Below are 24,122 nucleotides of genomic sequence, written 5' to 3' on the forward strand. Positions count from 1 at the left end.
GATCAATAGCGGTCGGGGCGCGGGCCATCCAGCACATAGGGCACCACGCCGCGCTCATTCTCCGGCACGTGCAGGGTCCTGTCCAAGGGCGGGAAGGCGCGCTGGGTGCAGTCGGTGCGCTCGCAGATGCGGCAGCTGACGCCGATCCGGGCGGCGGGGCCGTTCAGGTCCAGACCGGCGGCATAGACCAGGGCGCCCGCATGTTCGACCTCGCATCCCAACGACAGGGCGTAGCGTCGGTCGTTGGCGAGGTAGGAGCCGCTGGGCTTGGACACGCTGCGGGCGATGGAGATGTAGCGCGATCCGTCGGGCATCTCGGCCAGCTGCACCCCGATCCGGTCGGGCGCCGCGAAGGCTTCGTGGACGTTCCACAGCGGGCAGGCGCCGCCAAAGCGAGCGAACTGGAAGCGGGTGGCGCTGTGGCGCTTGGTGATGTTGCCGGCCATATCCACGCGAGCGAAATAGAAGGGCACGCCGCGCCAGCCGGGCCGTTGCAGGGTCGAGAGCCGGTGGCAGACCTGTTCGAAACTGACCTGGAAACGGGTGCGCAGCCGATCGATGTCGTGCTTTTCCTCGCGCGCGGCCTCGAGGAAGGCGCGATAGGGCAGCAGCAGGGCGCCCGCCGCATAGTTGGCCAGACCGACCCGGGCCACGTCGCGTGCGGCGTCCGTGCGGAACGCGGCCTGATCCAGCTCGGCCTCAATCAAATCGCGGAAGGACAGCAGGGCCAGCTGGTGCGCCAGCTGGAACGACCGCGTCGCGCCGGGCTGCCAGGCGTCCAGCGTCAGGACGCGGCTGGCGGGATCGTATCGACGCAGGGCCTCCTGACCGGCGACATAGGCGACGCGGACGCCGTGCGACTGGCTCAGCGCCGCCTCCAGCGCCCGCTCGATCTGGCCGTCCTGCACCAGCGTCGTCGCCAGCGCCTCGGCCGCCGTGTCCAGCGTGTCGATGTAGTTGTCGCGATAGTGGAAGAAGTCGCGCACCTCTTCGTAGGGCAAAAGGGCGACACTGGCGCCGTGTTCATCCCGGCCCAAGGTGTCGTCCAGCGCCTTCACCCGCTCGTCCAGACGACGGAAGGTCTGATGCAGGGCCAGAAACTGTCGGGCCAGACGCGGGGTGTTGGCGACGGCCTGTTTCAGCTCTGCGGCCGTGGGCGGCTCGGCCTGACCTGCGATGTCGGTGGTCGCCTCGCGCAAATCGGCGATCAGGCGAGCATCGCCCTCCAGGTCGAACAGGCTGGCGTCCACGTGAAAGGCGCGGGTCAGGGCGATCAGGACGCGCGCAGTCGCCGGGCGCTGGTTGGTCTCGATCTGCGACAGATAGGACGGAGACAGGCCCAGCCGCTCGGCGCAGGCCTCCAACGTCCAGCCGCGCGCCTCGCGCAGTTTGCGCAGCTTGGCGCCCAGGAAAAGCTTCTCAGCCATTCGCAACTTTGCAGATCATATCGCCACCCTTTGCAAGCCCGCGCAGTTCCACACTTTTTGCAAAGTTGCGTTTGCCATTTTGCGATGAAGGCGCCACGCGTTCTTTGAACGAGAGGCGAAGATCCATCATGACTCAAGCCATCCTTGAAGAACTGGAGCGCCGTCGCGCCGCCGCCAAACTGGGCGGTGGGGAAAAGCGTATCGCCGCCCAGCACGCCAAGGGCAAGCTGACGGCGCGCGAACGCATCGACGTGCTGCTGGACGAAGGCTCCTTCGAGGAGACCGACATGTTCGTCGAGCACCGCAGCCACGACTTCGGCATGCAGGACCAGCGCATTCCCGGAGACGGTGTGGTGACGGGTCGCGGGACCATCGGCGGACGGCTGGTCTATGTCTTCTCCAAGGATTTCACGGTGTTCGGCGGCAGCCTGTCGGGCGCCCATGCGGCCAAGATCGTCAAGCTGCAGAAGATGGCCCTGACCACAGGCGCGCCGATCATCGGCCTGTTCGACGCAGGCGGCGCGCGGATCCAGGAAGGCGTCGAGAGCCTGGCGGGCTACGCCGACATCTTCCTGCAGAATACGCTTGCCAGCGGCGTCATTCCCCAGATCAGCGTGATCATGGGCCCGTGCGCGGGCGGCGACGTCTATTCGCCCGCCATCACCGACTTCATCTTCATGGTGAAGGACACGAGCTACATGTACGTGACCGGCCCCGATGTGGTGAAGACGGTCACCAATGAGGTGGTCAGCCACGAGGACCTGGGCGGCGCCCGCGTTCACGCCTGCAAGTCGGGCGTGGCGGACGGGGCGTTCGAGAACGACCTTGAGGCCCTGTCGGAGGTGCGCCGCCTGATCGGCTTCCTGCCCCTGTCGAACCGCGAAAAGCCGCCGGTGCGCGAGAGCTATGACGAGCCCGAGCGGGACGAGCCGTCGCTGGACACCCTGATTCCGGCCAACCCGAACCAGCCCTATGACATGAAGGAGCTGATCCTGAAGGTGATCGACGAGGCCGACTTCTTCGAGATCGGGGGCGACTTCGCCAGGAACATCATCTGCGGCTTCGGCCGGCTGGACGGCCAGACGGTCGGGATCGTCGCCAACCAGCCCCAAGTGCTGGCGGGCGTGCTGGACATCGATTCAAGCCGCAAGGCCGCGCGGTTCGTTCGCTTCTGCGACGGTTTCGACATTCCGCTGGTGACCTTGGTGGATGTGCCGGGCTTCATGCCGGGGACCAAGCAGGAGTATGGCGCCCTGATCAAACACGGGGCCAAGCTGCTGTTCGCCTATGCCGAGGCGACGGTGCCGAAACTGACCCTGATCACGCGCAAGGCCTATGGCGGCGCCTATGACGTGATGAGTTCGAAACACCTGCGCGGCGACGTCAACTACGCCTGGCCGACCGCCGAGATCGCGGTCATGGGCGCCAAGGGGGCGGTCGAGATCATCTTCCGCAAGGAGGCCGGCGATCCCGAGGCCCTGGCCGCGCGCGAGGCGGAGTACAAGGACCGGTTCGCCAATCCGTTCGTGGCGGCGGGCCTGGGCTATATCGACGACGTCATCATGCCGCATGGCACGCGGCGGCGGCTGGTGAAGGCGCTGCGGACGCTGAAGAACAAGGTCCAGGAAAACCCCTGGAAGAAGCACGACAACATTCCGCTATGAGTGCAACAGCCATAACGCACGTCCTTCAGATTGCGCGACTTATCCGCGATGGCTCGAAGCAATTTCCCGGAGCCGCCGTCACGACCTTCTTGCAAGAGTTGCGAGGTGTCGCTTCAGACAGTCCCGAATTTTTTCGGGTGGCTGGTGAGGCTCAAAGACAGCTCAGTGAAGCCAAGTTCATAATCGAAGCCGACTCTCGAATGGATTCTGAGGGGCGAGACGGTCTCATCCAGCAGATTACCATGATGAAAACTATGTTTTCACCGAGTGGCCTCGTATCCCAAGCCGCGCAATATGTCCCAAATCCAGATGTGCTGGTTTCGCAGTTCGCCATAATCTCTGGATTTTATAGCTCCGTTCCTAATCCATATGCGCAGGCGGGCGCGGAACTAACCGACTTGATCGCTGAGATCGACCAACTGGATGGTGTTGTATCGTCTTCGGAACAGCCCCCTGAAGTCGTCGAGCTTATCCGAGATCAACTGAGGGCTTTGAGATTTTTCCTCTCAAACGTCGAAATGCTCGGTTTCGATGCGGCTTACTCTGCTTACTTCGACTTGGTGATACGCCTTCGAAGGCAACAACGTGGAGATGCCAATGTTGCTGCCTTCGTAGTGACCCTCTGGCCGTCAGTTGAGCGATGGGCTGGGAGGCTTGCGATCATTGAAGGGTTGGTTTCGAACTCAGAGAAGCTGATTGAGACCGCAGAGCACCTTCACAAGCTAATCACATGAACGGGCGATCATAATGTTCTCCAAAATCCTCATCGCCAATCGCGGCGAGATCGCCGTTCGGATCATCAAGACCTGCCGCAAGATGGGCATCCAGACGGTGCAGGTCTATTCGGAGGCCGACGCCGGGTCGTTGGCGGTCGAGATGGCCGACGAGGCGGTGCTGATCGGGCCGGCGCCGGCGGCGCAGTCCTATTTGTTGGCCGACAAGATCGTCGAGGCGGTGCGCCAGACGGGGGCGCAGGCGGTGCATCCGGGCTTTGGCTTCCTGAGCGAGAACGCCGGGTTCGCGCGGCGGCTGAGGGACGAGGGTATCGCCTTCATCGGCCCGAACCCCGAGGCCATCGAGGCCATGGGCGACAAGATCAGCTCCAAGAAGCTGGCGGCTGAGGCGGGCGTCTCGACCGTGCCGGGCCATATGGGGCTGATCGAGACGCCGGACGAGGCGGTCAGGATCGCCAACGAGATTGGCTATCCGATCATGATCAAGGCCTCGGCCGGCGGCGGCGGCAAGGGCATCCGGGTGGCCCATTCGGACGCCGACATGGCCGAGGGGTTTGCGGCGGTGAAGGCCGAGGCGCTGAACGCCTTCGGCGACGACCGGGTCTTCTTGGAGAAGTTCATCGTCGATCCGCGCCATATCGAGATCCAGGTGCTGGGCGACAAGCACGGCCATGTGGTCCATCTGTTCGAGCGCGAATGCTCGATCCAGCGCCGCAACCAGAAGGTCATCGAGGAGGCGCCGAGCCCCTTGCTTGACGAGGCCACCCGCGCTGCCATGGGGGCGCAGGCCGTCGCCCTGGCCCAGGCGGTGAACTATGACTCGGCCGGCACGGTCGAGTTCGTCGCCGGTCAGGACAAGAGCTTCTACTTCCTGGAGATGAACACCCGGCTGCAGGTCGAGCATCCGGTGACGGAGTTGATTACGGGCGTCGATCTGGTCGAACAGATGATCCGTTCGGCCTGGGGCGAGGAACTGGCCTTCGAACAGAAGGACCTGAAGATCGACGGCTGGGCCATCGAGAGCCGCATCTACGCCGAGGATCCGTATCGCGGCTTCCTGCCCTCGATCGGGCGGCTGGTCCGATACGAGCAGCCGGAAGAGGGCGATCAGGGGGACTATACGGTCAGGAACGATTCCGGCGTCCGCGAGGGCGACGAGATCAGCATGTTCTACGATCCCATGATCGCCAAACTGTGCGCCTGGGGCGAGACGCGCGAAGATGCGGTGACGGGCATGGCTCGCGCCTTGGAGGACACCCACCTGTCGGGCCTGGGCCACAATGTGCCCTTCCTGGCGGCGGTGATGGATCAGGACCGGTTCAAGTCGGGCAATCTGTCGACCAGCTATATCAAGGACGAGTTCCCGGACGGCTTCCACGGCCTGAAACCGACTCAGGATCAGGAGCGCATCCTCATCGCCTCGGCGCTGGCCATGCACGAGGTCATCGCCGAACAGGACGGCGATCCGTCGGACCGCACCGACTGGATCGTGATGATCGACAAAACGCCGCACGGCGTCGGCCTGTCTTATGACGAGGACGAGGAGATGATCCTGACCTTGACGGGCGGGGGCGACATCCGCCTGTCGGACATCGACTGGCGGCCGGGTCTGGCACAGTTCAAGGCCGATCTGGACGGCGAGCCCTTCACCGCCGAGGTCAAACGCGTCGCCGACGGCTTCGACATCCGCCACCGTGCGGCCAAGGCGCGGGTGCGGGTGCTGCGGCCCCACGTCGCCGAACTGTATGCGCGCCTGCCGGAGAAGGTCGCGGCGGACACCTCCAAGATGGTGCTGTCGCCGATGCCGGGTCTGGTGGTCTCGATCCCCGTCGTCGTCGGCCAGGAGGTCAAGACCGGCGAGACGGTGGCCATCATCGAGGCCATGAAGATGCAGAACATCCTGAAGGCCGAGCGCGACGGGGTCGTGAAGGCCGTCGGCGCCAAGGACGGCGATCCGGTGGCGGCGGACGACGTGCTGGTGGAGTTCGGGTGATGAAGGGCTTTCCCGCGCCCACGCCGCTGGAATGGCGCGAGGCGGCCCAGAAGGCGCTGAAGGATCGGCCGATCGAGTCGCTGATGCATCTCGACGCCGATCAACTGGTGACGCGGCCGCTGTACGCAGGCGCGACGGGCGTGCAGCCGATCTTCGCCCCGCGTCCGTCCGACTCGGAAGGCCGGGCCTGGGATCTGCGGACGCTGGTGGAGGGCGACGATGCCGAAGCGGTCAACGCCGCCGTCCTGACCGATCTGGAGAACGGCGCGGCGTCGGTGGTGCTGAAGGGGCGGGTTCTGGCGGATTCCGCCCCGCTCAGCCGGGCGCTGGAAGGCGTGGCGCTGGAGCTGGCGCCCGTCGCTCTGGATGCAGGGATCGACGGGCCGGATGCGGCCAATGCGCTGGCGGTCGTCGCCAAGGGCTCGCCGCGCGCCCAACTGCGGTTTCATATGGACCCGGTGTCAGCCTTCGCAGAGGCGGGCGGGGCGCCGCGTTCGGTGGAAGAGCATCTGAGCCTGGCGGCCAATACGGCGGCGCGTCATGCGGGGGCCTATCCCGACGCGACCTTCTTCCTGGCCAGCGGGCGCGTGGCGCACGAGGCGGGCGGATCGGCGGCGCAGGAGCTGGCCTTTGCGGCCGCCAGCGTGGTGGCCCATGCGAAGGCGGCGGTCGAGGCCGGGATGTCGGTCGAGGCGGCTTTGCGCGGCACCGTCGTCGGCCTGTCGGTCGATGCGGAATATTTCGACAGCCTGGCCAAGGTGCGGGCCATGCGGCTGATCTGGGCCAGCCTGACGCAGGCGTTCGACGTGGAGGTTCCGGCGGTGATCGAGGCGCGCTCGTCGCGGCGGATGCTGTCGGCGCGCGATCCCTGGCCCAATCTGCTGCGGCTGACGGCGGCGGGCTTCGCCGGCGCGGTCGGCGGGGCGGACGTGGTGGTGCTGGACGGCTTCACCCGCGCGTCCGGAACGTCGGACGCCTTCGCCCGGCGACAGGCGCGGAACACCCAGCTGGTGCTGATGGAAGAGGCCAATCTGGGTCGGGTCGACGATCCGGCCGCCGGCTCCTGGTATCTGGACGCCCGGACGCGGGACTTGGCCGAGGCCGGCTGGGCCGAGTTCCAGAGGATCGAGGCGGAGGGCGGTCTGGTCGAAGCGCTCAAGGGCTCGATCATCCAGCCCCGCATCGCCCGCGCCCGTGAAATCCGCGAGGCCGCGCTGACGAACGGCGCGGCGCAGATCATCGGCGTGACCAAATATGTCGATGCGGACGTGCGGCCTGCGCCGGTCGAGGCGGGCGATGAGGCGGCCGTGTTGGTCGAACGGGTGTGCGAGCCCCTGGCTCCGATCCGGTTCGCCGCGGCTTTCGAGGAGACGGCTCAGTGAGCTTTCCAGACTTCAGCAAGATCGTCCTGAACCTCGATACGATGGGGCAGGGGCCGGCGCGCGATCCGTGGCTGACGCCCGAGGGGCTGACGGTCGAGACCACCTATGGTCCCGACAGCACGGACGCGCTGGATCATCCGCACGGCCTGCCGGGGTTCGCGCCGTTCGTGCGTGGCCCCTATCCGACCATGTATGCGGGCAATCCCTGGACGATCCGGCAATACGCCGGCTTCTCGACCGCCGAGGAGTCCAACGCCTTCTACCGCCGCAACCTGGCGGCCGGTCAGAAGGGGCTGAGCATCGCCTTCGACCTGGCGACGCACCGGGGCTATGACAGCGACCACCCGCGGGTGAAGGGCGACGTCGGCATGGCGGGCGTCGCCATCGACAGCATCTATGACATGCGCACCCTGTTCGACGGGATCCCGCTGGACCAGATGTCGGTGTCGATGACGATGAACGGGGCGGTGCTGCCGATCCTGGCTCTCTATGTCGTCGCGGCGGAAGAACAGGGCGTGCCGCACGCCAAGCTGACCGGGACCATTCAGAACGACATTTTGAAGGAGTTCATGGTCCGCAACACCTACATCTATCCGCCCGAGCCCTCGATGCGGATCATCGCGGACATCTTCGCCTGGACGGCGCAGGAGACGCCGAAGTTCAACTCGATCTCGATCAGCGGCTATCACATGCAGGAGGCGGGAGCCTCGGCGGATATTGAGCTGGCCTACACCCTGGCGGACGGGATCGAGTATCTGCGCGCTGGCGTCGCGGCGGGCATGCCAATCGACCGGTTCGCGCCGCGCCTGAGCTTCTTCTGGGCCATCGGCATGAACTACTTCATGGAGGTGGCCAAAATGCGCGCCGGCCGCCTGCTGTGGGCCGAGGCGGTCAGGAAAGAGGGCGGGGTCGATCCGAAGTCGCTGAGCCTGCGCGCCCACTGCCAGACTTCGGGCTGGAGCCTTGCTGCACAGGACGTGTTCAACAATGTGCCGCGCACCATGGTCGAGGCCATGGCGGCGGCGGGCGGCCAGACGCAGAGCCTGCACACCAATGCGCTGGACGAGGCCTTGGCGCTTCCCACCGACTTCTCGGCCCGGATCGCGCGCAACACCCAAATCCTGTTGCAGCAGGAGACGGGGCTGACGCGGGTGATCGATCCTTGGGGCGGCAGCTTCTATGTCGAACGGCTGACCCACGAACTGGCCGAACGGGCGCGCGCCCATATGGCCGAGGTCGAGGCCCTGGGCGGCATGGCCAAGGCGATCGAAGCCGGCATTCCCAAGCTGCGGATCGAGGAGTCCGCCGCCAAGACTCAGGCCCGGATCGACACCGGCCAGCAGACGGTGGTAGGGGTGAACAAATATCTGAACCCCGTCGTCGACGACATTCCGATGCTGAAGGTCGACAATGCGGCGGTGCTGGCCGCCCAGATCGACAAGCTGAAGCGCCTGCGCGCCGAGCGAGATCAGGCGGCGACCGATGCGGCGCTGAACGCCCTGACCGAGGGCGCGCGCGGAAACGCCAACCTGCTGGAACTGGCGGTTCAGGCGGCCCGCGCCAAGGCGACGGTGGGCGAAATCTCCGACGCGCTGGAGGCCGCCTTCGGCCGCCACGTGGCGACGGTCCAGACCGTGTCGGGCGTATACGCCAAGGAGGCGGGGACCGACGCCCGCTTCGCCCACGCCCGCGAGATGGTTGCGACCTTCGTCGAAAACGACGGCGGCCCACCGCGCATTCTGATCGCGAAGCTGGGCCAGGACGGGCACGACCGGGGCCAGAAGGTCGTCGCGACCGGATACGGCGATCTGGGCTTCGACGTCACGGCCGGCAGCCTGTTCCAGACGCCGGCCGAGGCGGCCAAGGATGCGGTGGAAAAGGGCGTTCACGCGGTCGGCGCATCATCGCTGGCGGCCGGGCACCTGACGCTGGTGCCCGAGCTGAAGGCCGAGTTGGAGAAACTGGGCCGGCCCGACATCATGATCGTGGTCGGCGGTGTGATCCCGCCGTCCGACGTCCAACCCCTGCTCGATATGGGCGCGGCCGCCGTCTATCCGCCCGGTTCGGCCATCGCCGATACGGCGGTCGACCTGATCGAGAAGCTGAACCAGCGGCTAGGTTACGCCCAGCCCGCCCCTGACAAGGACAAGTCATGATCGGCGCCCTGAACCACGTCGGCGTCGCCACGCCATCCATCGCCGACTCGATCAAACTGTATCGCGATATCCTCGGCGCGACGAAGATCGGCGAGCCGTTCGACCTGCCGGCGCAAGGGGTGAAGGTTTGTTTCGTGGATACGCCGACGGCCCAGATCGAGCTGATCGAACCCTATGACGACACCAGTCCCATTGTCGGCTTCCTGGCCAAGAATCCCAAGGGCGGCCAGCATCACGTCTGTTTCGAGGTCGCCGACATCCACGCCGCCGTCGCCGAGATGCGCGCGAAGGGGGTAACGATCCTGGGCACAGGCGAGCCGCGTATAGGGGCGCACGGGACGCCGGTCGTCTTCCTGCATCCGCGTGACATGGGCGGCGTATTGATCGAGCTGATGGAGACGCCAAAAGCGGGGCACTAAGCGGAGCCTTTGGTCAGGTTGGGCCGTTGAAGGCGAAACCAGAGGACATGACATGATGTCGCACCGCCTGACCGCATTCGTCGCCATCGCCGCCCTGACCGGCGCCGCAGCCTGCTCTCGCACCGAGCCCCAACAGCCCGCCGCGCCGGTCGAGCCAGCGGCTGCCCCTGCATCCGATGCGCCCTCGATCGGTTATGCCTGCGAAAGCGGCGCGACGCTTCAGGTCCAGTATGTCGACAGCGACAACGCCAAGCTGACCCATCAGAACCAGACCTATGCTTTGCGTTCGGTGCAGGCCGCCAGCGGCGCCCGCTATGTCGGCGGCGGGGTGGAATGGTGGACGGCGACGCGCGATGGACAGGAGAGCGGCACGCTAAGCCGACTGGGTCCGGACGGCACGACCGGTGTCGCGGTGCTGGAGCGCTGCTCGCGGCCGATTCCTGGCGCTGATGCGACGCCCGGACCGCTGCCGGCGCCGGGTCAGGCGCCGACCGAGGCGACCGGCGGGGTCTTGCCCGCTGCGCTGCCCTGCAAGGGGCCGCAACTGACGCTGGCGGCGGGCGACGGGGATGCGGGTGCGGGAAATCGGGTCAGCAACTTCAGTCTTCAGAATATTGGAACCCAGGCCTGCAGTCTGACCGGCTATCCAACAGTGACCTTGCAGGACGCGCGCGGACGCACCTTGTCGTCCATCCGCGCCGAACAGAGTCCAGGAAGCTATTTCCGCCAAGGCCAGGCCCCCACGCCAGTCGAGCTGGCCCCCCGGGCCAAGGCCTATTTCGAAATGGCCTGGAGCGTCGTGCCCAATGAAGCCATGCAAAAGACGTGTCCCGACGCGGCCACGATAAAGGTCACGGCGCCCAGCGATACGGCCGCCGTCAGCCGGCCGTTCTCGTTCAGTCCCTGCGGCGGCCGCATCCGTGTCAGTCCGATTCGGGCCGAGGCCAACCCGGCGCCGGCGACCTGAGGCGGGTGGAAACCGATCGAAAATCGGCGTAGGTCGCGGCCCATGACCCAGAGCTTCTACGACCGCGTCGCCGGCGAACTGTCCGAGATCGACGCCCAGGGCCTGACCAAGCCCGAACGCATCATCGCCTCGCGCCAGGGGCCTGTGATCCAGGTCGCCGGACGCGACGTGCTGAACTTCTGCGCCAACAACTATCTTGGCTTGGCCGGCGACGAGCGCGTGACCCAGGCCGGGATGGCGGCGCAAGCGAAGTGGGGCGCGGGCACCGCGTCCGTGCGTTTCATCTGCGGCACGCTGGATATCCACAAGGAACTGGAAGCGGCCATCGCCAGCTATCTTGGTTTCGAGGACGCCATCCTGTTCGCCGCCGCGTTCGACGCCAACGGCGGTCTGTTCGAGCCGCTGCTGGGCGAGCACGACGCCATCGTCTCCGACAGCCTGAACCACGCCTCGATCATCGACGGGGTGCGGCTGTGCAAGGCCAAACGCTATCGCTTCGCCAACTCCGACATGGACGAGCTGGAGAGCCGGCTGAAGGAGGCCCGCGCGGCGGGCGCGCGTGACATCATCATCGCCACCGACGGCGCCTTCTCGATGGACGGCTATATCGCCAAGCTGGACGAGATCCGGGCGCTGGCCGACAAATACGACGCCCTGATCATGGTGGACGACTGCCACGCGACGGGCTTTTTGGGCCCGCAAGGCAAGGGCTCGTTCGCACATCACGGTGTCGAGGTGGATTTCGTCACCGGCACCTTCGGCAAAGCCCTGGGCGGCGCCATGGGCGGTTTCATCTGCGCGAAGAAGTCGGTGGTCGAACTGCTGAAACAGCGGGCGCGGCCCTATCTGTTCTCCAACGCCCTGGCGCCGGCTGTGTGCGGATCCAGCCTGGAGGCGATCCGAATCGCACAAGGCGCCGAGGGAGATGCGTTGCGCACCCGCCTTTCGGCCAACGCCCATCGCTATCGCGGGGCCATGTCGGACGCAGGCTTCACCCTGCTGGACGGCGAGCATCCGATCATCCCTGTCATGCTGGGCGACGCCAAACTGGCGCAGGATTTTGCGGCCCGGGCGCTGGAGCTGGGCGTCTATGTGATCGGGTTTTCGTTCCCCGTCGTGCCGCGCGGCCAGGCCCGCATCCGCACACAGATGTCGGCGGCCCATACCTTCGACCAGATCGACCGCACGGTCGAAGTGTTCACCCAGGCGGGTCGGGAACTCGGCGTCATTTAGCCCTTTTCGGGCGCCATCGACGAAAGCCAAGCGGCGAGGAGGCGTGGGGCCTCAGCCGCAGGTTTCGGGATGAACCCGAAGCCACGATTTCAGGGAGTTGAGACTATGACCGACACGATGAAGGCCCTGGCCAAGACCGCGCCTGGCGTCGGCCTGGAACTGATCGACGCGCCGATTCCCGAGGCGGGACCAGAGGATGTGCTGATCCGGGTGCATCGCACGGCTGTCTGCGGCACCGACATCCACATCTGGAACTGGGACGAGTGGTCTCAGAAGAACGTTCCGACCCCGATGATCACCGGCCACGAGTTCGCCGGCGAGATCGTCGCCATCGGCAAGGATGTGGATCGCCCGCTGAAGATCGGCCAGCGCGTCTCGGCCGAGGGCCACGTCATCGACCTGAACTCGGAAGCGGCCCGCGCCGGTCATTTCCACCTGGACCCCAAGACGCGCGGCATCGGCGTGAACCGCCAGGGCGCCTTCGCCGAGTTCGTCGTGGCCCCGGCCTTCAACGTGATCGAACTGCCGGACGACGTGCCCTATGAGATCGGCTCGATCCTCGATCCGTTCGGCAATGCGGTGCATACGGCGCAGCAGTTCGACCTGCTGGGCGAGGATGTGCTGGTCACCGGCGCCGGCCCCATCGGCATGATGGCCGCGGCCGTGGCCCGTCACGCCGGCGCGCGAACCGTGGTCCTCACCGACATCAACGACTTCCGGCTGGAGCTGGCGCAGAAGGTCGCGCCGGGCGTTCGCACCGTGAATACGACCAAGGAAGACATCCACGATGTCATGAAGGAGCTGGGCCTGAAGGTCGGCTTCGACGTGGCGCTGGAGATGTCAGGCTCGCCCATCGCCTTCAAACAGTGCGTCGACACCCTGATCATGGGCGGCGGCATGGCGCTGCTGGGCATTCCCGGCAAGCCGATGGAGACCGACTGGGGCGCGATCATCCTGAAGGCCCTGACGATCAAGGGCGTCTATGGCCGCGAGATGTTCACCACCTGGCGCAAGATGCTGGGCCTGCTGAAAGCCGGCCTGGACCTCAGCCCGCTGATCACCCACCGCCTGGGCTACGCCGACTACCGCGAAGGCTTCGAAGCCATGAAATCGGGCCAGTCGGGCAAGGTCGTGCTGGACTGGGACAAGGCGGCCTGAGAGACGAATGCTGCTGATCAGACAGCCAGCAGCTGTTTGATCAGCGCCTTTTCGAACCCCTTGGTCTCCGATCCCGGCAAGGCCTTGCCGATCTCGCCGCTTTCGAACAGGGCGAAGACCTTGGGGTGGACGTAGGACGCGCGGCAGACGGTAGGGGTGTTGCCCAAGAGGCCGGCGACGGCCTTGACGCAGACGGTGATCTTTCGCTTGGCGTCGGTGGGCGAGGTCGGGGCCTCGGTGTCGCGCAGCGCCCGCGCCGCCGAGACGGTGCCGGCCCAGGTGCGGAAGTCCTTGGCCGAGAACTGCTCGCCCATCGCCTCGCGGATGTAGGCGTTCACGTCGTCGGAATCGACCGGGCACAGCGTGCCGTCGGCCGCGCGGTATTTGAATAGTTGCTGGCCGGGCAGGCCTTCCAGCTGTCGCACGACCTTGGCCAGGCGGCGGTCCTTGACGCTGACGCTGTGATCCTTGCCGCTCTTGCCGCGAAACTCAAACGTCAGGGCCGCGCCGTCGACATCAATGTGGCGCTTGTGCAGGGTCGTCAGGCCGTAGCTGCGGTTCTGTTTGGCGTAGATGGAGTTGCCAACGCGGATCAGGGTGATCTCCAGCAGGCGCACGGCTGTCGCCAGCACCTTGTCGCGACAGACGCCGCGAAGAGCCAGATCATGTTCGACCTTCTCCCGCAGTTTCGGCAGGTTCCGCGAGAAGGCCGGCAGCTTGTCGAACTTGTTCTCGGAGCGGGCCGTGCTCCAGTCGTTGTGATAGCGGTATTGTTTGCGGCCCTTCACATCCCGGCCGGTCGCCTGGATATGGCCGTTGGCCTTGGGACAGATCCAGACGTCGGTCCAGGCGGGCGGAATGGCCAAGGCGCGGATGCGGGCCAATGTCTTAGCGTCCGTAACGGTCTTGCCCTTGGCGTCGCGATACGACCAGCCCTTGCCGGCGCGGCGGCGCGTCAGGCCCGCGAACTCGTCGCAGCAATAGCTGAGGCCCTGGGGAACTTCGGCGGCGATGTCGAAGGCGTGCGATCCGTCGGCCATCACCCGTTCGCCTTTTCCAGGCGGTCATGCAGCCGTTTGATCCAGCGCTCGGCCGGATCGCCGCCCCACAGCAGCCAGGCGATATAGCCGGCCGAAGGATCGGTGCGGCTGCCCCAGCCCTTGCCGTCCTTGTCCACGGAGTGGCGGGCGAAATAGCTGTAGATGTCCTTGATGTCCTTGTCCGAGACGGGCTTCTGATCCGCCAACTGATGGGCGCGGCGCACGCCGACCTCCGTGCCGCCCCGGTCGTGCTTGTCGCGCAGGTCGAGACCGCGCTTGGCCTGGGTCGCGACGCCCTTAGGCGGCTTGCGTTGCGTGTCGGTGAGGGTGGTTTTGGCGGCCATCGCATCTTTCCTTACAAGGACTTAGGCCGAACGCCGTGTCTGGCTCGCGAGTTCCGCTTGACCGCGCGGGCCGGGCGCGAGACGAGGCGGCATGAACTATCGCCACAGCTTTCACGCCGGAAACTTCGCCGACCTGGTCAAGCACGCCCTGGTGCTGTGGCTGGTGAAGGCGCGGCAGGCGTCGGGGCCGCTGACGGTGTTCGACACCCATGCGGGGGCGGGGCTGTACGATCTGTCAGGCGACGGCGCGCGGTCCAAGGAGGCCGAGGCCAGCGTGGCGCGGTTGATGTCCGCCGACGGGCGGACGCCGCTGATGGACACGCTGGCGGGCGAGGTCGCGGCGCTGAATCCCGATGGCGGGGCGCGGTTCTATCCGGGGTCGCCTTTGCTGATCGCGGACGCGCTGACGCCTGGCGGTCGGTATGTCGGGTTCGAGCTGAACCCGTTGGTGCGGGCTATGCTGGCCGAGGCGCTGACGGGGCGCGCGAACGCCGAGGCGCGCGAGGGCGACGGCTATGCGGCGGTGGTCGCGGAGGCGGCGAAGGTGCGCGGGCCGCTGGTGCTGATCGACCCGCCGTTCGAAAAGCCCGACGACTATATCCGTTCGGCCGAGACCGCGATTTCGGTGGTGAAGCGCGATCCGACGGCGACGGTGGCCATCTGGACGCCGCTGAAGGATCTGGAGACCTTCGACGGCTTCATCCGGCGGCTGCAGGGCAAGGCGGGGCCGACCCTGGTCGCCGAGGCGCGGCTGAGGCCGCTGACCAATCCGATGAAGATGAACGGCTGCGCCATGGTGGTGGTCAATCCGCCGGCGGGCGCGGAAGCGGCCGCTAGCGAGATCTGCGGCTGGGTCGCGGGGGCGCTCGGCGAAGCGGGCGGACGGGCCGAGGTCTGGACCTTCTGACCGCAGTCACTAGGTTGGTTGCATGACGCGCATCGCCATTCTGGAAACCGGGCACCCGCCGGAGCATCTGAAGGACGATTTCGACGACTATCCGGCGCGGTTTCGGGCTCTGCTGGGCGAGGGCGTGCCGACGACGCGGTTCGACGTGCAGTCGGGGCACCTGCCCGATGATCCGTCGGTCTTCCAGGGGGCCATCGTCACGGGGTCGGCGGCGGGGGTCTATGACGACCTGCCGTGGATTCCGCAGTTGATCGACTGGCTGAGGGCGGCGCGGGGGCGGACGCGGCTGGTCGGCATCTGTTTCGGGCATCAGGCGCTGGCCCATGCGTTCGGCGGGGTGGTCGAGAAATCGCCCAAGGGCTGGGGCGTCGGGCTGCACCGCTATGACGTGCGCGAGGATGCGCCGTGGATGCATCCGAGGGCGCGCACGATCGCCATTCCCGTGTCGCACCAGGATCAGGTCGTCGCGGTTTCGGATGATGCGCGGGTGATCGCCTCCAGCGGGTTCACGCCCTACGCCGGTCTGGCCTGGGGGCAGGACGCGATCTCGTTCCAGTGCCACCCGGAGTTTCAGCCGGACTATGCGGCGGCCCTGATCGAGGGACGGCGCGGCGCGCGCATTCCGCACGATGTGGCGGATCAGGCGATCGACAGTCTGAAGCGGCCCAACGACCGGGCCGTGCTGACCGCCTGGATCCGCGCCTTCCTGCTGCTTACCCCGCCGCCAGTCGAGGACTACGGCAGCGGGATCTAGAGGCCCAGCAGCCGGATCAGCGCCAGCGCCAGCACCACCAATGCGCCCAGCGACAGGATGACAGCGACGACGACGCGGCCGCCGGCGCGGGCGACGGCGCGGATGTCGGTCTGGAGACCCAAGGCAGCCATGGCGACGACGGTCAGCAGGCCCGAGGCGGCGGCCATGGGCGCCAGCGCGGCCTGCGGGATCAGGTCAAACGAGCGCAGGGCGATCATCACCAGGAAGCCGATGATGAACCAGGGCAACAGGCGAGACAGCCCGGGCTTTGCAGCGCCGGGCGCACGGTCGCGGAAGATCAGCGACAGGGCGAGGATGACGGGACCCAGCATCAGCACCCGCACCAGCTTGACCACCGTGCCGGTTTGCGTGGCGAGGGCGCCGAAGGGCGCAGCGGCGGCCAGAACCTGCGGCACCGCATAGACGGTCAGACCAGCCAGGGCGCCGTATTGCAGGCCGTTTAGATGGATCAGGCCGCCCAGCAGGGGCAGGGCCAGAACCACGATCACGCCAAGCACGGCGGTGAAGGCGATGGAGGCGGCGACCTCTTTCCCGTCGGCGTCGATGACGGGGGCGACGGCGGCGATGGCGGAGTTGCCGCAGATGGCGTTGCCGCAGGCGACCAGCAGAGCCATGCGCGGGTTCAGGCCGAGGGCGCGGCCGACGGCGAAACCGACGACGATGGCCAGCGCGACCAGGGCGAAGATGCCCAGGACGAAGCCGACGCCCAGCGACGACAGGGTGGCGGCGCTGACCGAGGCGCCGAGCAGCACCACCGCGACCTCCAGCAGGGTCTTGGCCGAGAAGTCGATGCCGGCCTTGAACCGCGTATCTGGCGTCCAGGCGGTGCGGATGGCGGCGCCCAGCAGGATGGCCAGCACCAGCGGCTCCAGCCAGACATGGCCGATTACGTCGCGCTCGATGCTGGTCAGGCCGATGGCGGCCAGAGTGACCAACAGGCACAGCATGACGCCGGGCCGGATTTTGCGCACGAACGCCGTCACCGACGCCAAAGTGGGCGTTTGGAAGGGGGCGGGCAGGGCGGCGGACTTCATCGTCAAGCGTGATGCTCCTGCCCTCGACGCCGGTCCAACGGATAGTTATGGTCGTTTCAATCCGATTTGGAGATCAATCGTGACCTTGGAACGCCTGCGTATCTTCGTCGCCGTCGCCGAGCGTGACCATGTGACGGCGGCGGCGAGGGCGCTGAACCTGACCCAATCGGCCGTGTCGAATGCCCTGGCCGCGTTGGAAGCCGAGCATGACGTGCGACTGTTCGATCGGGTTGGTCGGGGCGTGGTGCTGAACGAGACCGGCCGCGCCTTCCTGCCCGAGGCCAAGGCGGTGCTGGCGCGAGCGGCGGCGGCCGAGGCGGCGCTGGCGGACATGAGCGCCCTGCGGCGCGGGCGGCTGGCGGTGTTCGCCAGCCAGACCATCGCCAGCTACTGGCTGCCGCGCCGGCTGGTGGATTTCCATAAGGCCTATCCCGGCGTCGAACTGGCCGTCGAGATCGGCAATACGCGCGAGGCGGCCCAGGCGGTGTTGAGCGGGGCCGCCGAGATCGGCCTGGTCGAGGGGGCGGTGGACGAACCGGCACTGTCGCAGGTTCAGGTGGGGTCGGACCGGCTGGCCGTGCTGGTGACGCCGGACCATCCATGGGCGACGCGACGTCGGCTGGAGGCGAAGGATCTGGCGGGCCGGCCATGGGTGTTGCGCGAAGTCGGATCGGGCACGCGCTCGACGCTGGAGGCGGCGGTGCGGGACATCGGGGTCGATCCCGCGACCCTGTCGGTATCGATGACCCTGCCGTCGAACGAAGCCGTGCTGGCGGCGGCCGAGGCGGGGGCGGGGGCCACGGCCCTGTCGGAAAGCGTGGCCTATGCGTCGGTGGCCGCAGGGCGGCTGGTGACGGCGCCCTTCACCCTGCCCGAGCGACCGTTTCGCCTGTTACGACACCGCGAACGGTATCGCAGCCGGGCCGGCGACGTGTTCGTCGAGTCGATGGGGTAAATCTCCCCCAATCCCGCTCATCCCCGCGAAAGCGGGGACCCAGTCCTTTAGGCGATCAATGTTTGGGCGGGTTCGAGGATGTCATCCAGACAGTCGTGCGAACGACGATACTGGGTCCTCGCTCTCGAGGGGATGAGCGGATTTATTTAGGGCCACTTCACCATCGGCGGCATGGACGACAGGATCGAGTCGACGTTCCCGCCCGTCTTCAGTCCGAACATGGTGCCGCGGTCGTAGAGCAGGTTGAACTCGACGTAGCGGCCCCGGCGAATCAGCTGTTCCTCGCGCTCATCGGCCGTCCAGGGCTCGGCCATGCGCGCGGCGACGATGCGAGGATACACGTCCAGGAAGGCCAGGCCGATGTCGCGGGTGAAGGCGAAGTCGCGGTCATAGTCGCCGCTGTCGTGATGGTCATAGAAGACGCCGCCTGTGCCGCGCGGCTCCTTGCGGTGGGGCAGGTAGAAATACTCGTCGCACCAGGCCTTGTATTTGGCGTGCCAGGTCGGGTCGTGGGCGTCGCAGGCGGCCTGCATGGCCGCGTGGAAGGCGACGGTGTCGGGGTGATCCTGACGACGATCCGCCATCAGCACGGGCGTCAGGTCGCCGCCGCCGCCGAACCAGCTTTTTGTCGTGGTGATGAAGCGCGTGTTCATATGCACGGCCGGAATGCGCGGGCTGACGGGGTGGCAAATCAGGCTGATCCCCGTCGCGAAGAAGCGCGGATCGACGTCGGCGCCGGGCACGTTCTTGGCGTAGTCGGGGGGAAAGGCGCCATGCACCGTCGAGACGTGGACGCCGACCTTTTCGAACAGGCGACCGTGCATCATGCCCATGACGCCGCCGCCGCCCTCGGGCCGTTCCCATGCGGTGCGGACGAAGCGACCGGGCTCGCCGGGGAACAGGTCGGCGGGGGCGGCATCCTCCAGCGCCTCGAAGGCCGCATGGATGCGGTCGCGCAGATGTTCGAACCAGGCGCGGGTCTCGACCTTCTTCAGGTCGAGCGGATCGGAGAAGACGGCGTCGCTCATGGCGCGCTTGAACCACGTCGCGGCGGCGGCGTCATCCGGACAGGTTGTCATAAGCAGAATCGCGGGCGCTAATGGCCGCCTGCCGTTTTCAGGAAGCCCGCCCATGATCCGCCGTCTCGTTTCCGTCGCCGTCGTATCGCTCGCGCTGGGAGGGGTGGCCCACGCTCAGGACGCCGATGAGGCGCGTGTGATGGAGATTTTGAAGACCACGCCCCTGATCGACGGGCACAACGACCTGCCGTGGGCGTTGCGACAGCAGTACGGAAATGACGTTTACGCCGTTGATCTGACGAAGAATCTGGCGGCGTCGACCAAACTGCATACCGATATCGCGCGCCTGCGGGCCGGGGGCGTCGGAGGGCAGTTCTGGTCCGTCTATGTGCCTGCCAGCCTGACGCCGCTGGAGGCGGTTGAGGAAACCTTTGAGCAGATCGATACGGCCAAACGCATCATCGCCGCCCACCCCGACACCTTCGGCCTGGCGACCACGGCGGACGAGGTGGATGCGGTGTTCAAATCGGGCCGGATCGCCAGCCTGATCGGGATGGAGGGCGGCTATTCGATCGACGATTCCCTGGCCCTGCTGCGCGAGTTCTACCGGGCCGGCGCGCGCTACATGACCCTGACCCACTCCAAGACCACAACCTGGGCTGACAGCGCGACGGACGCGCCGAAGTGGGGCGGGCTCAGCCCGTTCGGCGAGGCGGTGGTCAAGGAGATGAACCGGCTGGGCATGATGGTCGACCTCAGCCACGTCTCCGAGGAGACGATGCTGGACGCCATGCGCGTGTCCGATGCGCCGGTGATCTTCTCCCATTCGTCGGCGCGGGCGGTCACGGATCATCCGCGCAATGTGCCGGATCGGGTGCTGCGGATGATGCCGCAGGACGGCGGCATCGTGATGATCAACCTGGCCCCCGGTTTCGTGTCCGAGGCGGTGCGGGCCTGGAACGGGGCCAAGGCGGGCGAGGAAGCGCGGCTGAAGACCCTGAACCCCGGCGATCCCGGCGCGGTCGAGGCCGGGCTGACGGCCTGGACCGCCGCCAATCCGACGCCTCAGGCGACTCTGGCCGACGTGGTGGCGCATATTCAGCACGTGCGCGAGGTGGCGGGCATCGATCACGTCGGCCTGGGCGCCGACTTCGACGGCATCGGCAGCCTGCCGGAAGGCATGGGCGGGGTGGACGCCTATCCACGCATCCTGGCGGCCCTGATGGCGGCGGGCTGGACTGAGGCCGACATCCGCAAGATCGCCGGCGAGAACCTGCTGCGGGTGATGCGGTCGGTCGAGGCCGTGGCGGCGTCAAAGTCCGGCGAACGCCCGTCGATGGCGCGGCTGGAGCCCGCTTCGGCTCAGAACTGACCGACGGCGCCCGTCTGGCGCAGGCCTTCCCACAGGGCGATGCCGGCGGTGACGGACAGGTTCAGCGAGCGGGCGTCGGGCCTAAGCGGCACGACGACACGCGCGTCGGCGGCGGCGTGGACATAGTCGGGGGCGCCGGCGCTTTCCTTGCCGAACAGCAGGGTATCGTCGGGCCGGAAGACGAAATCGGGCAGGGGAGTCGCGCCCTTGGTCGTAAGCAGCACCAGCCGCCCGGCCGGACGATCCGCCTGGAAGGCCTCCCAGTCGGCGTGGCGGGTCATGTGGGACAGCGGGCCGTAGTCGAGGGCCGCGCGCTTCATGGCGCGGTCGTCGAAACGGAAGCCCGTCGGCTCGATCACATGCAGATCGACGCCGAAACAGGCCGACAATCGGATGCAGGCTCCGACGTTCTGAGGAATGTCCGGTTGAAAAAGGGCGAGACGCATTCTAAGGCCTGACATACGCGCGGCGAGGGGGTTTGTCGCGGTCTGTTTGCGAGCGTTTCGCAAGAAACGTCAGCAGCTTGCGTCCACGCGGCGCAAGTCACGGGCCGTCGGGGATTCCCGGCGTCTTTTGTTGGTTCGTGCCGTGGCTGGGGACGCCCTTGGGGGTCTTCTGCGGCGTTCGAGAGGTGGAAACGTGGCCGAATCGGTCGTGCATACGGAAGACGGTCACAGCCCTGAGGGCGGTGATCCCAATCGTCGGGACTTTATTTACATCGCGGCGGGCGCCGCAGCGGTCGGCGCGGGCGCCATGATCGCCTGGCCGCTGATCAACCAGATGAATCCGGCGGCCGATACGCTGGCGCTGGCGTCGATCGAGTTCGACCTGACCAAGGTTCAGGAAGGCCAGCAGGTCGTCATCAAATGGCAGGGCAAGCCGGTGTTCGTGCGTTACCGCACCCCGGCCGAGCTGCAGAAGGTCATCGCGGACGATCACGCTCCGGACCTGAAACAGCCCCAGACCGACGCCGAGCGCACCAAGCCGGGTCACGAGAAATATCTGGTCGTCATCGGTTCGTGTACGCACCTGGGTTGCGTGCCGACCTTTGGCGCGGGCGATTACGGCGGCTGGTTCTGCCCCTGCCACGGCTCGCACTACGACGCTTCCGGCCGCATTCGTAAGGGGCCGGCGCCTCTGAACCTGGTGGTGCCGGAATACGATTATCTGTCCGACACCCGCGTCAAGATCGGCTGAGGACCAAGGGGGAATCATGAGCGATCACGAGAGCACCTACGTCCCGAAGACGGGCGTCGAGAAGTGGCTGGACACCCGGCTGCCGATCATCCGTTTCGGCGCGGACTACATGTCCCTGCCGACGCCGCGGAACCTGAACTACTGGTGGACCTTCGGAGGCATCCTGGCCCTGTGCCTGATGACGCAGATCGTCACCGGCATCGTCCTGGCCATGCACTATACGCCGAACGTCGATCTGGCCTTCGCCTCGGTCGAGCGCATCATGCGCGACGTGAACGGCGGCTGGCTGATCCGCTATGTCCACGCCAACGGCGCGTCGATGTTCTTCATCGCCGTCTATCTGCACATGCTGCGCGGCCTCTACTACGGCTCGTACAAGGCGCCGCGCGAGATGATCTGGATCATCGGCTGCGTGATCTTCTTCCTGATGATCGCCACCGCCTTCCTGGGCTACGTCCTGCCGTGGGGCCAGATGTCGTTCTGGGGCGCTGAAGTCATCACCAACCTGATCGGCGCCATCCCGGTGCTGGGCGAGCCGATCCTGATCTGGCTGCGCGGCGGCCCGGCTATCGACAATGCGACGCTGAACCGCTTCTTCTCGCTGCACTATCTGCTGCCGTTCGCCATCCTGGGCTGCGTCGTGCTGCACCTTTGGGCGCTGCACTCGGCCGGTCAGAACAACCCGGTCGGCATCCTGATCCCAAAGGATCGGGAGAAGAAGGATACGCTGCCCTTCCACCCGTATTTCACGGTCAAGGACGGCTTTGCGATCATCCTGTTCCTGATCCTGTTCGCCATTTTCGTCTTCTATCAGCCGAACGCGCTGGGCCACGCCGACAACTATATCCCGGCCAACCCGCTGCAGACGCCGGCGCACATCGTGCCCGAGTGGTACATGCTGCCCTTCTACGCGATCCTGCGCGCCATCCCGGACAAGTTCGGCGGCGTGGTGGCGATGTTCAGCGCCATCGGCGTGCTGTTCGTCCTGCCCTGGCTGGATACGTCCAAGGTGCGCTCGATGCGCTATCGCCCGACGATGCGGACCTTCTTCATCATCTTCCTGGTGGTGGGCGTGGGCCTGGGCTGGTGCGGTGGTCAACTGCCTGACGCGCCGGTGATCGGGTCGTTCAAGACCTTCACCCTGATCGACGGCGACCTGAACTCCTACCTGTGGCTGACGCGGGTCTTCACCCTTTATTACTTCGTCTTCTTCCTGATCATCATGCCGTTGGTCGGGTTGAAGGAGCAGCCGCTGCCGATCCCGGCGACGATCTCCGAGCCGGTCCTGACCGGCGCCGGCGCCGTCGAGTACAAGGTCTGAAGATCATGACGATTGGAATGAAGACCGTGTCGTTCAAGACGATCATCGCCTCGGCCGCGATTGCGCTGGGTCTGTTGAGCGCGGCCGCTCCCGCCATGGCGGCGGGCGCTGCGGCCCATCCGCGCTCGGGCGGGTTCAGCTTCGAAGGGCCGTTCGGCACCTATGACCAGGGCCAGCTGCAACGCGGCTATAAGGTCTATCACGAGGTCTGCGCCGCCTGTCACAGCATGAACCTGATGCACTATCGGAACCTGGGCGACCGTCATGGGCCGTTCTGGAATCCGAAGTACCCGAACCCGAACGACAATCCCGTCGTGAAGGCTCTGGCCAAGGAAAATCAGGTCGGCGACATCGACAGCGAGACCGGTGAGGCGATCCAGCGTGACGCCACCCCCGCCGACAAGTTCCGCGCCCCCTATCCCAACGCCACGGCGGCGGCGGCGGGCAATGGCGGCGCCGCGCCGCCCGACCTTTCGGTCATGGCCAAGGCCCGTCACGACGGCGCGAACTACATCTATTCGCTGCTGTCGGGCTACAAGGCCGCGCCGGCCGGCCTGCAGATCCGCGAGGGTCAGCACTACAACCCCTATATGGCCGGCGACCTGACGCCGTTCTGGACGGGCGACCACAAGGACGTCCCGCCCGGCGGCTTCATCGCCATGCCGCCGCCGCTTCAGAACGGTCAGGTGACCTATGACGACGGCTCGCCGCAGACGGTCGATCAATACGCCAAGGACGTCGCGGCCTTCATCGCCTGGACGTCCGAGCCGAAGATGGTCGAGCGCAAGCAGGCCGGTCTGGGCGTGATGATCTATCTGCTGCTGTTCGCCGGCATCACCTATGTCGCCTACCGCCGCATCTGGAAGGGCGTCGCCCACTAAGGGCTACGCTGCGGGATCGAACTCGTAAGCCCGCCAAGGTTCGCCTTGGCGGGCTTTTTCGTTTGCGACGAAAGGTCCGGGACGCAGCATCGACAGGGAGAAGTTCGCCCCCTAGGGTCGCATATCGTTTCCGGCTGTGGGGCC

Annotated in this window: 23 protein-coding genes; 16 read left to right on the forward strand and 7 right to left on the reverse strand. The window is 66.5% G+C overall.

Going from position 1 to position 24,122, the window contains the following annotated elements; all coding sequences use genetic code 11:
* Nucleotides 1-2: 2 nt before the first annotated feature.
* Together QRN13_RS13225 and QRN13_RS13230 are read right to left on the reverse strand one after the other, a co-directional pair.
* A complete protein-coding gene (locus QRN13_RS13225) occupies nucleotides 3-1,427 on the reverse strand; it encodes a helix-turn-helix domain-containing protein (RefSeq protein WP_165117518.1) in 1,425 nt (474 codons plus the stop codon).
* On the reverse strand, nucleotides 1,420-1,557 hold the full coding sequence (locus QRN13_RS13230) for a hypothetical protein (protein ID WP_284878258.1): 138 nt from the start codon (nucleotides 1,555-1,557) through the stop codon (nucleotides 1,420-1,422). Before QRN13_RS13230 ends, QRN13_RS13225 begins: the two co-directional genes overlap by 8 nt.
* Between QRN13_RS13230 and QRN13_RS13235 the strand changes: the two genes are divergently transcribed.
* The 9 genes from QRN13_RS13235 (at nucleotide 1,556) to tdh (ending at nucleotide 13,133) form a co-directional block, all read left to right on the forward strand.
* Nucleotides 1,556-3,091, forward strand: coding sequence for an acyl-CoA carboxylase subunit beta (locus QRN13_RS13235; protein WP_284878259.1), 1,536 nt, complete (start codon nucleotides 1,556-1,558; stop codon nucleotides 3,089-3,091). The genes QRN13_RS13230 and QRN13_RS13235 overlap by 2 nt on opposite strands.
* Complete coding sequence (locus QRN13_RS13240; RefSeq protein ID WP_284878260.1) at nucleotides 3,088-3,825, forward strand: hypothetical protein; 738 nt, start codon at nucleotides 3,088-3,090, stop codon at nucleotides 3,823-3,825. The genes QRN13_RS13235 and QRN13_RS13240 overlap by 4 nt, the downstream gene beginning before the upstream one ends.
* Nucleotides 3,826-3,838: 13 nt before the next feature.
* On the forward strand, nucleotides 3,839-5,818 hold the full coding sequence (locus tag QRN13_RS13245; RefSeq protein ID WP_284878261.1) for an acetyl-CoA carboxylase biotin carboxylase subunit: 1,980 nt from the start codon (nucleotides 3,839-3,841) through the stop codon (nucleotides 5,816-5,818).
* Nucleotides 5,818-7,200, forward strand: a complete 1,383-nt coding sequence (locus tag QRN13_RS13250) for a methylmalonyl-CoA mutase family protein (RefSeq protein WP_284878263.1) — start codon at nucleotides 5,818-5,820, stop codon at nucleotides 7,198-7,200. The genes QRN13_RS13245 and QRN13_RS13250 overlap by 1 nt, the downstream gene beginning before the upstream one ends.
* Nucleotides 7,197-9,356, forward strand: a complete 2,160-nt coding sequence (gene scpA, locus QRN13_RS13255; protein ID WP_284878265.1) for a methylmalonyl-CoA mutase — start codon at nucleotides 7,197-7,199, stop codon at nucleotides 9,354-9,356. Before QRN13_RS13250 ends, scpA begins: the two co-directional genes overlap by 4 nt.
* Entirely contained in the window at nucleotides 9,353-9,775 is a 423-nt protein-coding gene (mce, locus tag QRN13_RS13260) for a methylmalonyl-CoA epimerase (protein ID WP_091745815.1), read from the forward strand. Before scpA ends, mce begins: the two co-directional genes overlap by 4 nt.
* Nucleotides 9,776-9,827: 52 nt before the next feature.
* Nucleotides 9,828-10,742: a DUF4232 domain-containing protein gene (locus tag QRN13_RS13265; protein WP_284878266.1), complete on the forward strand. Its 915-nt coding sequence runs from the start codon at nucleotides 9,828-9,830 to the stop codon at nucleotides 10,740-10,742.
* 42 nt (nucleotides 10,743-10,784) lie between these two features.
* Nucleotides 10,785-11,975, forward strand: coding sequence for a glycine C-acetyltransferase (locus tag QRN13_RS13270; protein WP_284878267.1), 1,191 nt, complete (start codon nucleotides 10,785-10,787; stop codon nucleotides 11,973-11,975).
* A gap of 105 nt (nucleotides 11,976-12,080) precedes the next feature.
* Nucleotides 12,081-13,133: an L-threonine 3-dehydrogenase gene (gene tdh, locus QRN13_RS13275; protein WP_055807997.1), complete on the forward strand. Its 1,053-nt coding sequence runs from the start codon at nucleotides 12,081-12,083 to the stop codon at nucleotides 13,131-13,133.
* Between the two features lie 17 nt (nucleotides 13,134-13,150).
* Here tdh and QRN13_RS13280 read toward each other — a convergent pair whose 3' ends face one another.
* Complete coding sequence (locus QRN13_RS13280) at nucleotides 13,151-14,173, reverse strand: DNA topoisomerase IB (protein ID WP_284878268.1); 1,023 nt, start codon at nucleotides 14,171-14,173, stop codon at nucleotides 13,151-13,153.
* On the reverse strand, nucleotides 14,173-14,517 hold the full coding sequence (locus QRN13_RS13285; protein WP_284878269.1) for a hypothetical protein: 345 nt from the start codon (nucleotides 14,515-14,517) through the stop codon (nucleotides 14,173-14,175). The genes QRN13_RS13280 and QRN13_RS13285 overlap by 1 nt, the downstream gene beginning before the upstream one ends.
* Before the next feature lie 91 nt (nucleotides 14,518-14,608).
* On the opposite strand from QRN13_RS13285, the gene rlmJ reads away from it, so the two are divergent.
* Together rlmJ and QRN13_RS13295 are read left to right on the forward strand one after the other, a co-directional pair.
* Nucleotides 14,609-15,424 carry a 23S rRNA (adenine(2030)-N(6))-methyltransferase RlmJ gene (rlmJ, locus tag QRN13_RS13290; RefSeq protein WP_284878270.1) on the forward strand — a complete coding sequence of 272 codons (816 nt, stop codon included), beginning with the start codon at nucleotides 14,609-14,611 and terminating at the stop codon, nucleotides 15,422-15,424.
* A 22-nt stretch (nucleotides 15,425-15,446) separates the two neighbouring features.
* A complete protein-coding gene (locus QRN13_RS13295) occupies nucleotides 15,447-16,178 on the forward strand; it encodes a glutamine amidotransferase-related protein (protein WP_284878272.1) in 732 nt (243 codons plus the stop codon).
* Here the strand turns inward: QRN13_RS13295 and QRN13_RS13300 are convergent.
* The gene (locus QRN13_RS13300; RefSeq protein ID WP_284878462.1) at nucleotides 16,175-17,233 is read right to left on the reverse strand and encodes a YeiH family protein; all 1,059 of its coding nucleotides are present in this window, start codon (nucleotides 17,231-17,233) and stop codon (nucleotides 16,175-16,177) included. The two genes, QRN13_RS13295 and QRN13_RS13300, sit on opposite strands and share 4 nt — an antisense overlap.
* Nucleotides 17,234-17,312: 79 nt before the next feature.
* Between QRN13_RS13300 and QRN13_RS13305 the strand changes: the two genes are divergently transcribed.
* Nucleotides 17,313-18,188 carry a LysR family transcriptional regulator gene (locus tag QRN13_RS13305; protein WP_284878273.1) on the forward strand — a complete coding sequence of 292 codons (876 nt, stop codon included), beginning with the start codon at nucleotides 17,313-17,315 and terminating at the stop codon, nucleotides 18,186-18,188.
* A 146-nt stretch (nucleotides 18,189-18,334) separates the two neighbouring features.
* On the opposite strand, the gene hemF is transcribed toward QRN13_RS13305, so the two are convergent.
* Nucleotides 18,335-19,216 carry an oxygen-dependent coproporphyrinogen oxidase gene (gene hemF, locus QRN13_RS13310; RefSeq protein WP_284878463.1) on the reverse strand — a complete coding sequence of 294 codons (882 nt, stop codon included), beginning with the start codon at nucleotides 19,214-19,216 and terminating at the stop codon, nucleotides 18,335-18,337.
* Between the two features lie 103 nt (nucleotides 19,217-19,319).
* Between hemF and QRN13_RS13315 the strand changes: the two genes are divergently transcribed.
* Nucleotides 19,320-20,579, forward strand: coding sequence for a dipeptidase (locus tag QRN13_RS13315; protein ID WP_284878275.1), 1,260 nt, complete (start codon nucleotides 19,320-19,322; stop codon nucleotides 20,577-20,579).
* Here QRN13_RS13315 and QRN13_RS13320 read toward each other — a convergent pair.
* Nucleotides 20,570-21,025: a tRNA (cytidine(34)-2'-O)-methyltransferase gene (locus QRN13_RS13320; protein WP_284878277.1), complete on the reverse strand. Its 456-nt coding sequence runs from the start codon at nucleotides 21,023-21,025 to the stop codon at nucleotides 20,570-20,572. The two genes, QRN13_RS13315 and QRN13_RS13320, sit on opposite strands and share 10 nt — an antisense overlap.
* A 193-nt stretch (nucleotides 21,026-21,218) precedes the next feature.
* On the opposite strand from QRN13_RS13320, the gene petA reads away from it, so the two are divergent.
* From petA to QRN13_RS13335, 3 genes are read left to right on the forward strand one after another with little or no spacing between them, the layout of a single operon-like run.
* A complete protein-coding gene (gene petA, locus QRN13_RS13325; protein ID WP_045810115.1) occupies nucleotides 21,219-21,776 on the forward strand; it encodes a ubiquinol-cytochrome c reductase iron-sulfur subunit in 558 nt (185 codons plus the stop codon).
* Nucleotides 21,777-21,792: 16 nt separating this feature from the next.
* Nucleotides 21,793-23,097 (forward strand): cytochrome b, encoded by a 1,305-nt coding sequence (locus tag QRN13_RS13330; RefSeq protein WP_284878279.1) that lies wholly within the window; start codon nucleotides 21,793-21,795, stop codon nucleotides 23,095-23,097.
* Nucleotides 23,098-23,102: 5 nt separating this feature from the next.
* The gene (locus QRN13_RS13335; protein ID WP_200918537.1) at nucleotides 23,103-23,978 is read left to right on the forward strand and encodes a cytochrome c1; all 876 of its coding nucleotides are present in this window, start codon (nucleotides 23,103-23,105) and stop codon (nucleotides 23,976-23,978) included.
* The last annotated feature ends 144 nt before the right edge of the window (nucleotides 23,979-24,122 follow it).

It is taken from the genome of Brevundimonas sp. MEB006b (assembly GCF_030209705.1).
Classification (GTDB): domain Bacteria; phylum Pseudomonadota; class Alphaproteobacteria; order Caulobacterales; family Caulobacteraceae; genus Brevundimonas.

Bases quoted from the DNA above. Each gene is read 5' to 3' on its own strand.
- tdh (WP_055807997.1), top strand. From the start codon at position 12,081: ATGACCGACACGATGAAGGCCCTGGCCAAGACCGCGCCTGGCGTCGGC.
- QRN13_RS13235 (WP_284878259.1), top strand. From the start codon at position 1,556: ATGACTCAAGCCATCCTTGAAGAACTGGAGCGCCGTCGCGCCGCCGCC.
- QRN13_RS13240 (WP_284878260.1), top strand. From the start codon at position 3,088: ATGAGTGCAACAGCCATAACGCACGTCCTTCAGATTGCGCGACTTATC.
- rlmJ (WP_284878270.1), top strand. From the start codon at position 14,609: ATGAACTATCGCCACAGCTTTCACGCCGGAAACTTCGCCGACCTGGTC.
- QRN13_RS13285 (WP_284878269.1), bottom strand. From the start codon at position 14,517: ATGGCCGCCAAAACCACCCTCACCGACACGCAACGCAAGCCGCCTAAG.
- QRN13_RS13250 (WP_284878263.1), top strand. From the start codon at position 5,818: ATGAAGGGCTTTCCCGCGCCCACGCCGCTGGAATGGCGCGAGGCGGCC.
- QRN13_RS13315 (WP_284878275.1), top strand. From the start codon at position 19,320: ATGATCCGCCGTCTCGTTTCCGTCGCCGTCGTATCGCTCGCGCTGGGA.
- hemF (WP_284878463.1), bottom strand. From the start codon at position 19,216: ATGAGCGACGCCGTCTTCTCCGATCCGCTCGACCTGAAGAAGGTCGAG.
- QRN13_RS13335 (WP_200918537.1), top strand. From the start codon at position 23,103: ATGACGATTGGAATGAAGACCGTGTCGTTCAAGACGATCATCGCCTCG.
- QRN13_RS13295 (WP_284878272.1), top strand. From the start codon at position 15,447: ATGACGCGCATCGCCATTCTGGAAACCGGGCACCCGCCGGAGCATCTG.
- QRN13_RS13265 (WP_284878266.1), top strand. From the start codon at position 9,828: ATGATGTCGCACCGCCTGACCGCATTCGTCGCCATCGCCGCCCTGACC.
- mce (WP_091745815.1), top strand. From the start codon at position 9,353: ATGATCGGCGCCCTGAACCACGTCGGCGTCGCCACGCCATCCATCGCC.
- QRN13_RS13300 (WP_284878462.1), bottom strand. From the start codon at position 17,233: ATGAAGTCCGCCGCCCTGCCCGCCCCCTTCCAAACGCCCACTTTGGCG.
- QRN13_RS13320 (WP_284878277.1), bottom strand. From the start codon at position 21,025: ATGCGTCTCGCCCTTTTTCAACCGGACATTCCTCAGAACGTCGGAGCC.
- QRN13_RS13280 (WP_284878268.1), bottom strand. From the start codon at position 14,173: ATGGCCGACGGATCGCACGCCTTCGACATCGCCGCCGAAGTTCCCCAG.
- QRN13_RS13230 (WP_284878258.1), bottom strand. From the start codon at position 1,557: ATGATGGATCTTCGCCTCTCGTTCAAAGAACGCGTGGCGCCTTCATCG.
- QRN13_RS13270 (WP_284878267.1), top strand. From the start codon at position 10,785: ATGACCCAGAGCTTCTACGACCGCGTCGCCGGCGAACTGTCCGAGATC.
- QRN13_RS13330 (WP_284878279.1), top strand. From the start codon at position 21,793: ATGAGCGATCACGAGAGCACCTACGTCCCGAAGACGGGCGTCGAGAAG.
- QRN13_RS13225 (WP_165117518.1), bottom strand. From the start codon at position 1,427: ATGGCTGAGAAGCTTTTCCTGGGCGCCAAGCTGCGCAAACTGCGCGAG.
- QRN13_RS13245 (WP_284878261.1), top strand. From the start codon at position 3,839: ATGTTCTCCAAAATCCTCATCGCCAATCGCGGCGAGATCGCCGTTCGG.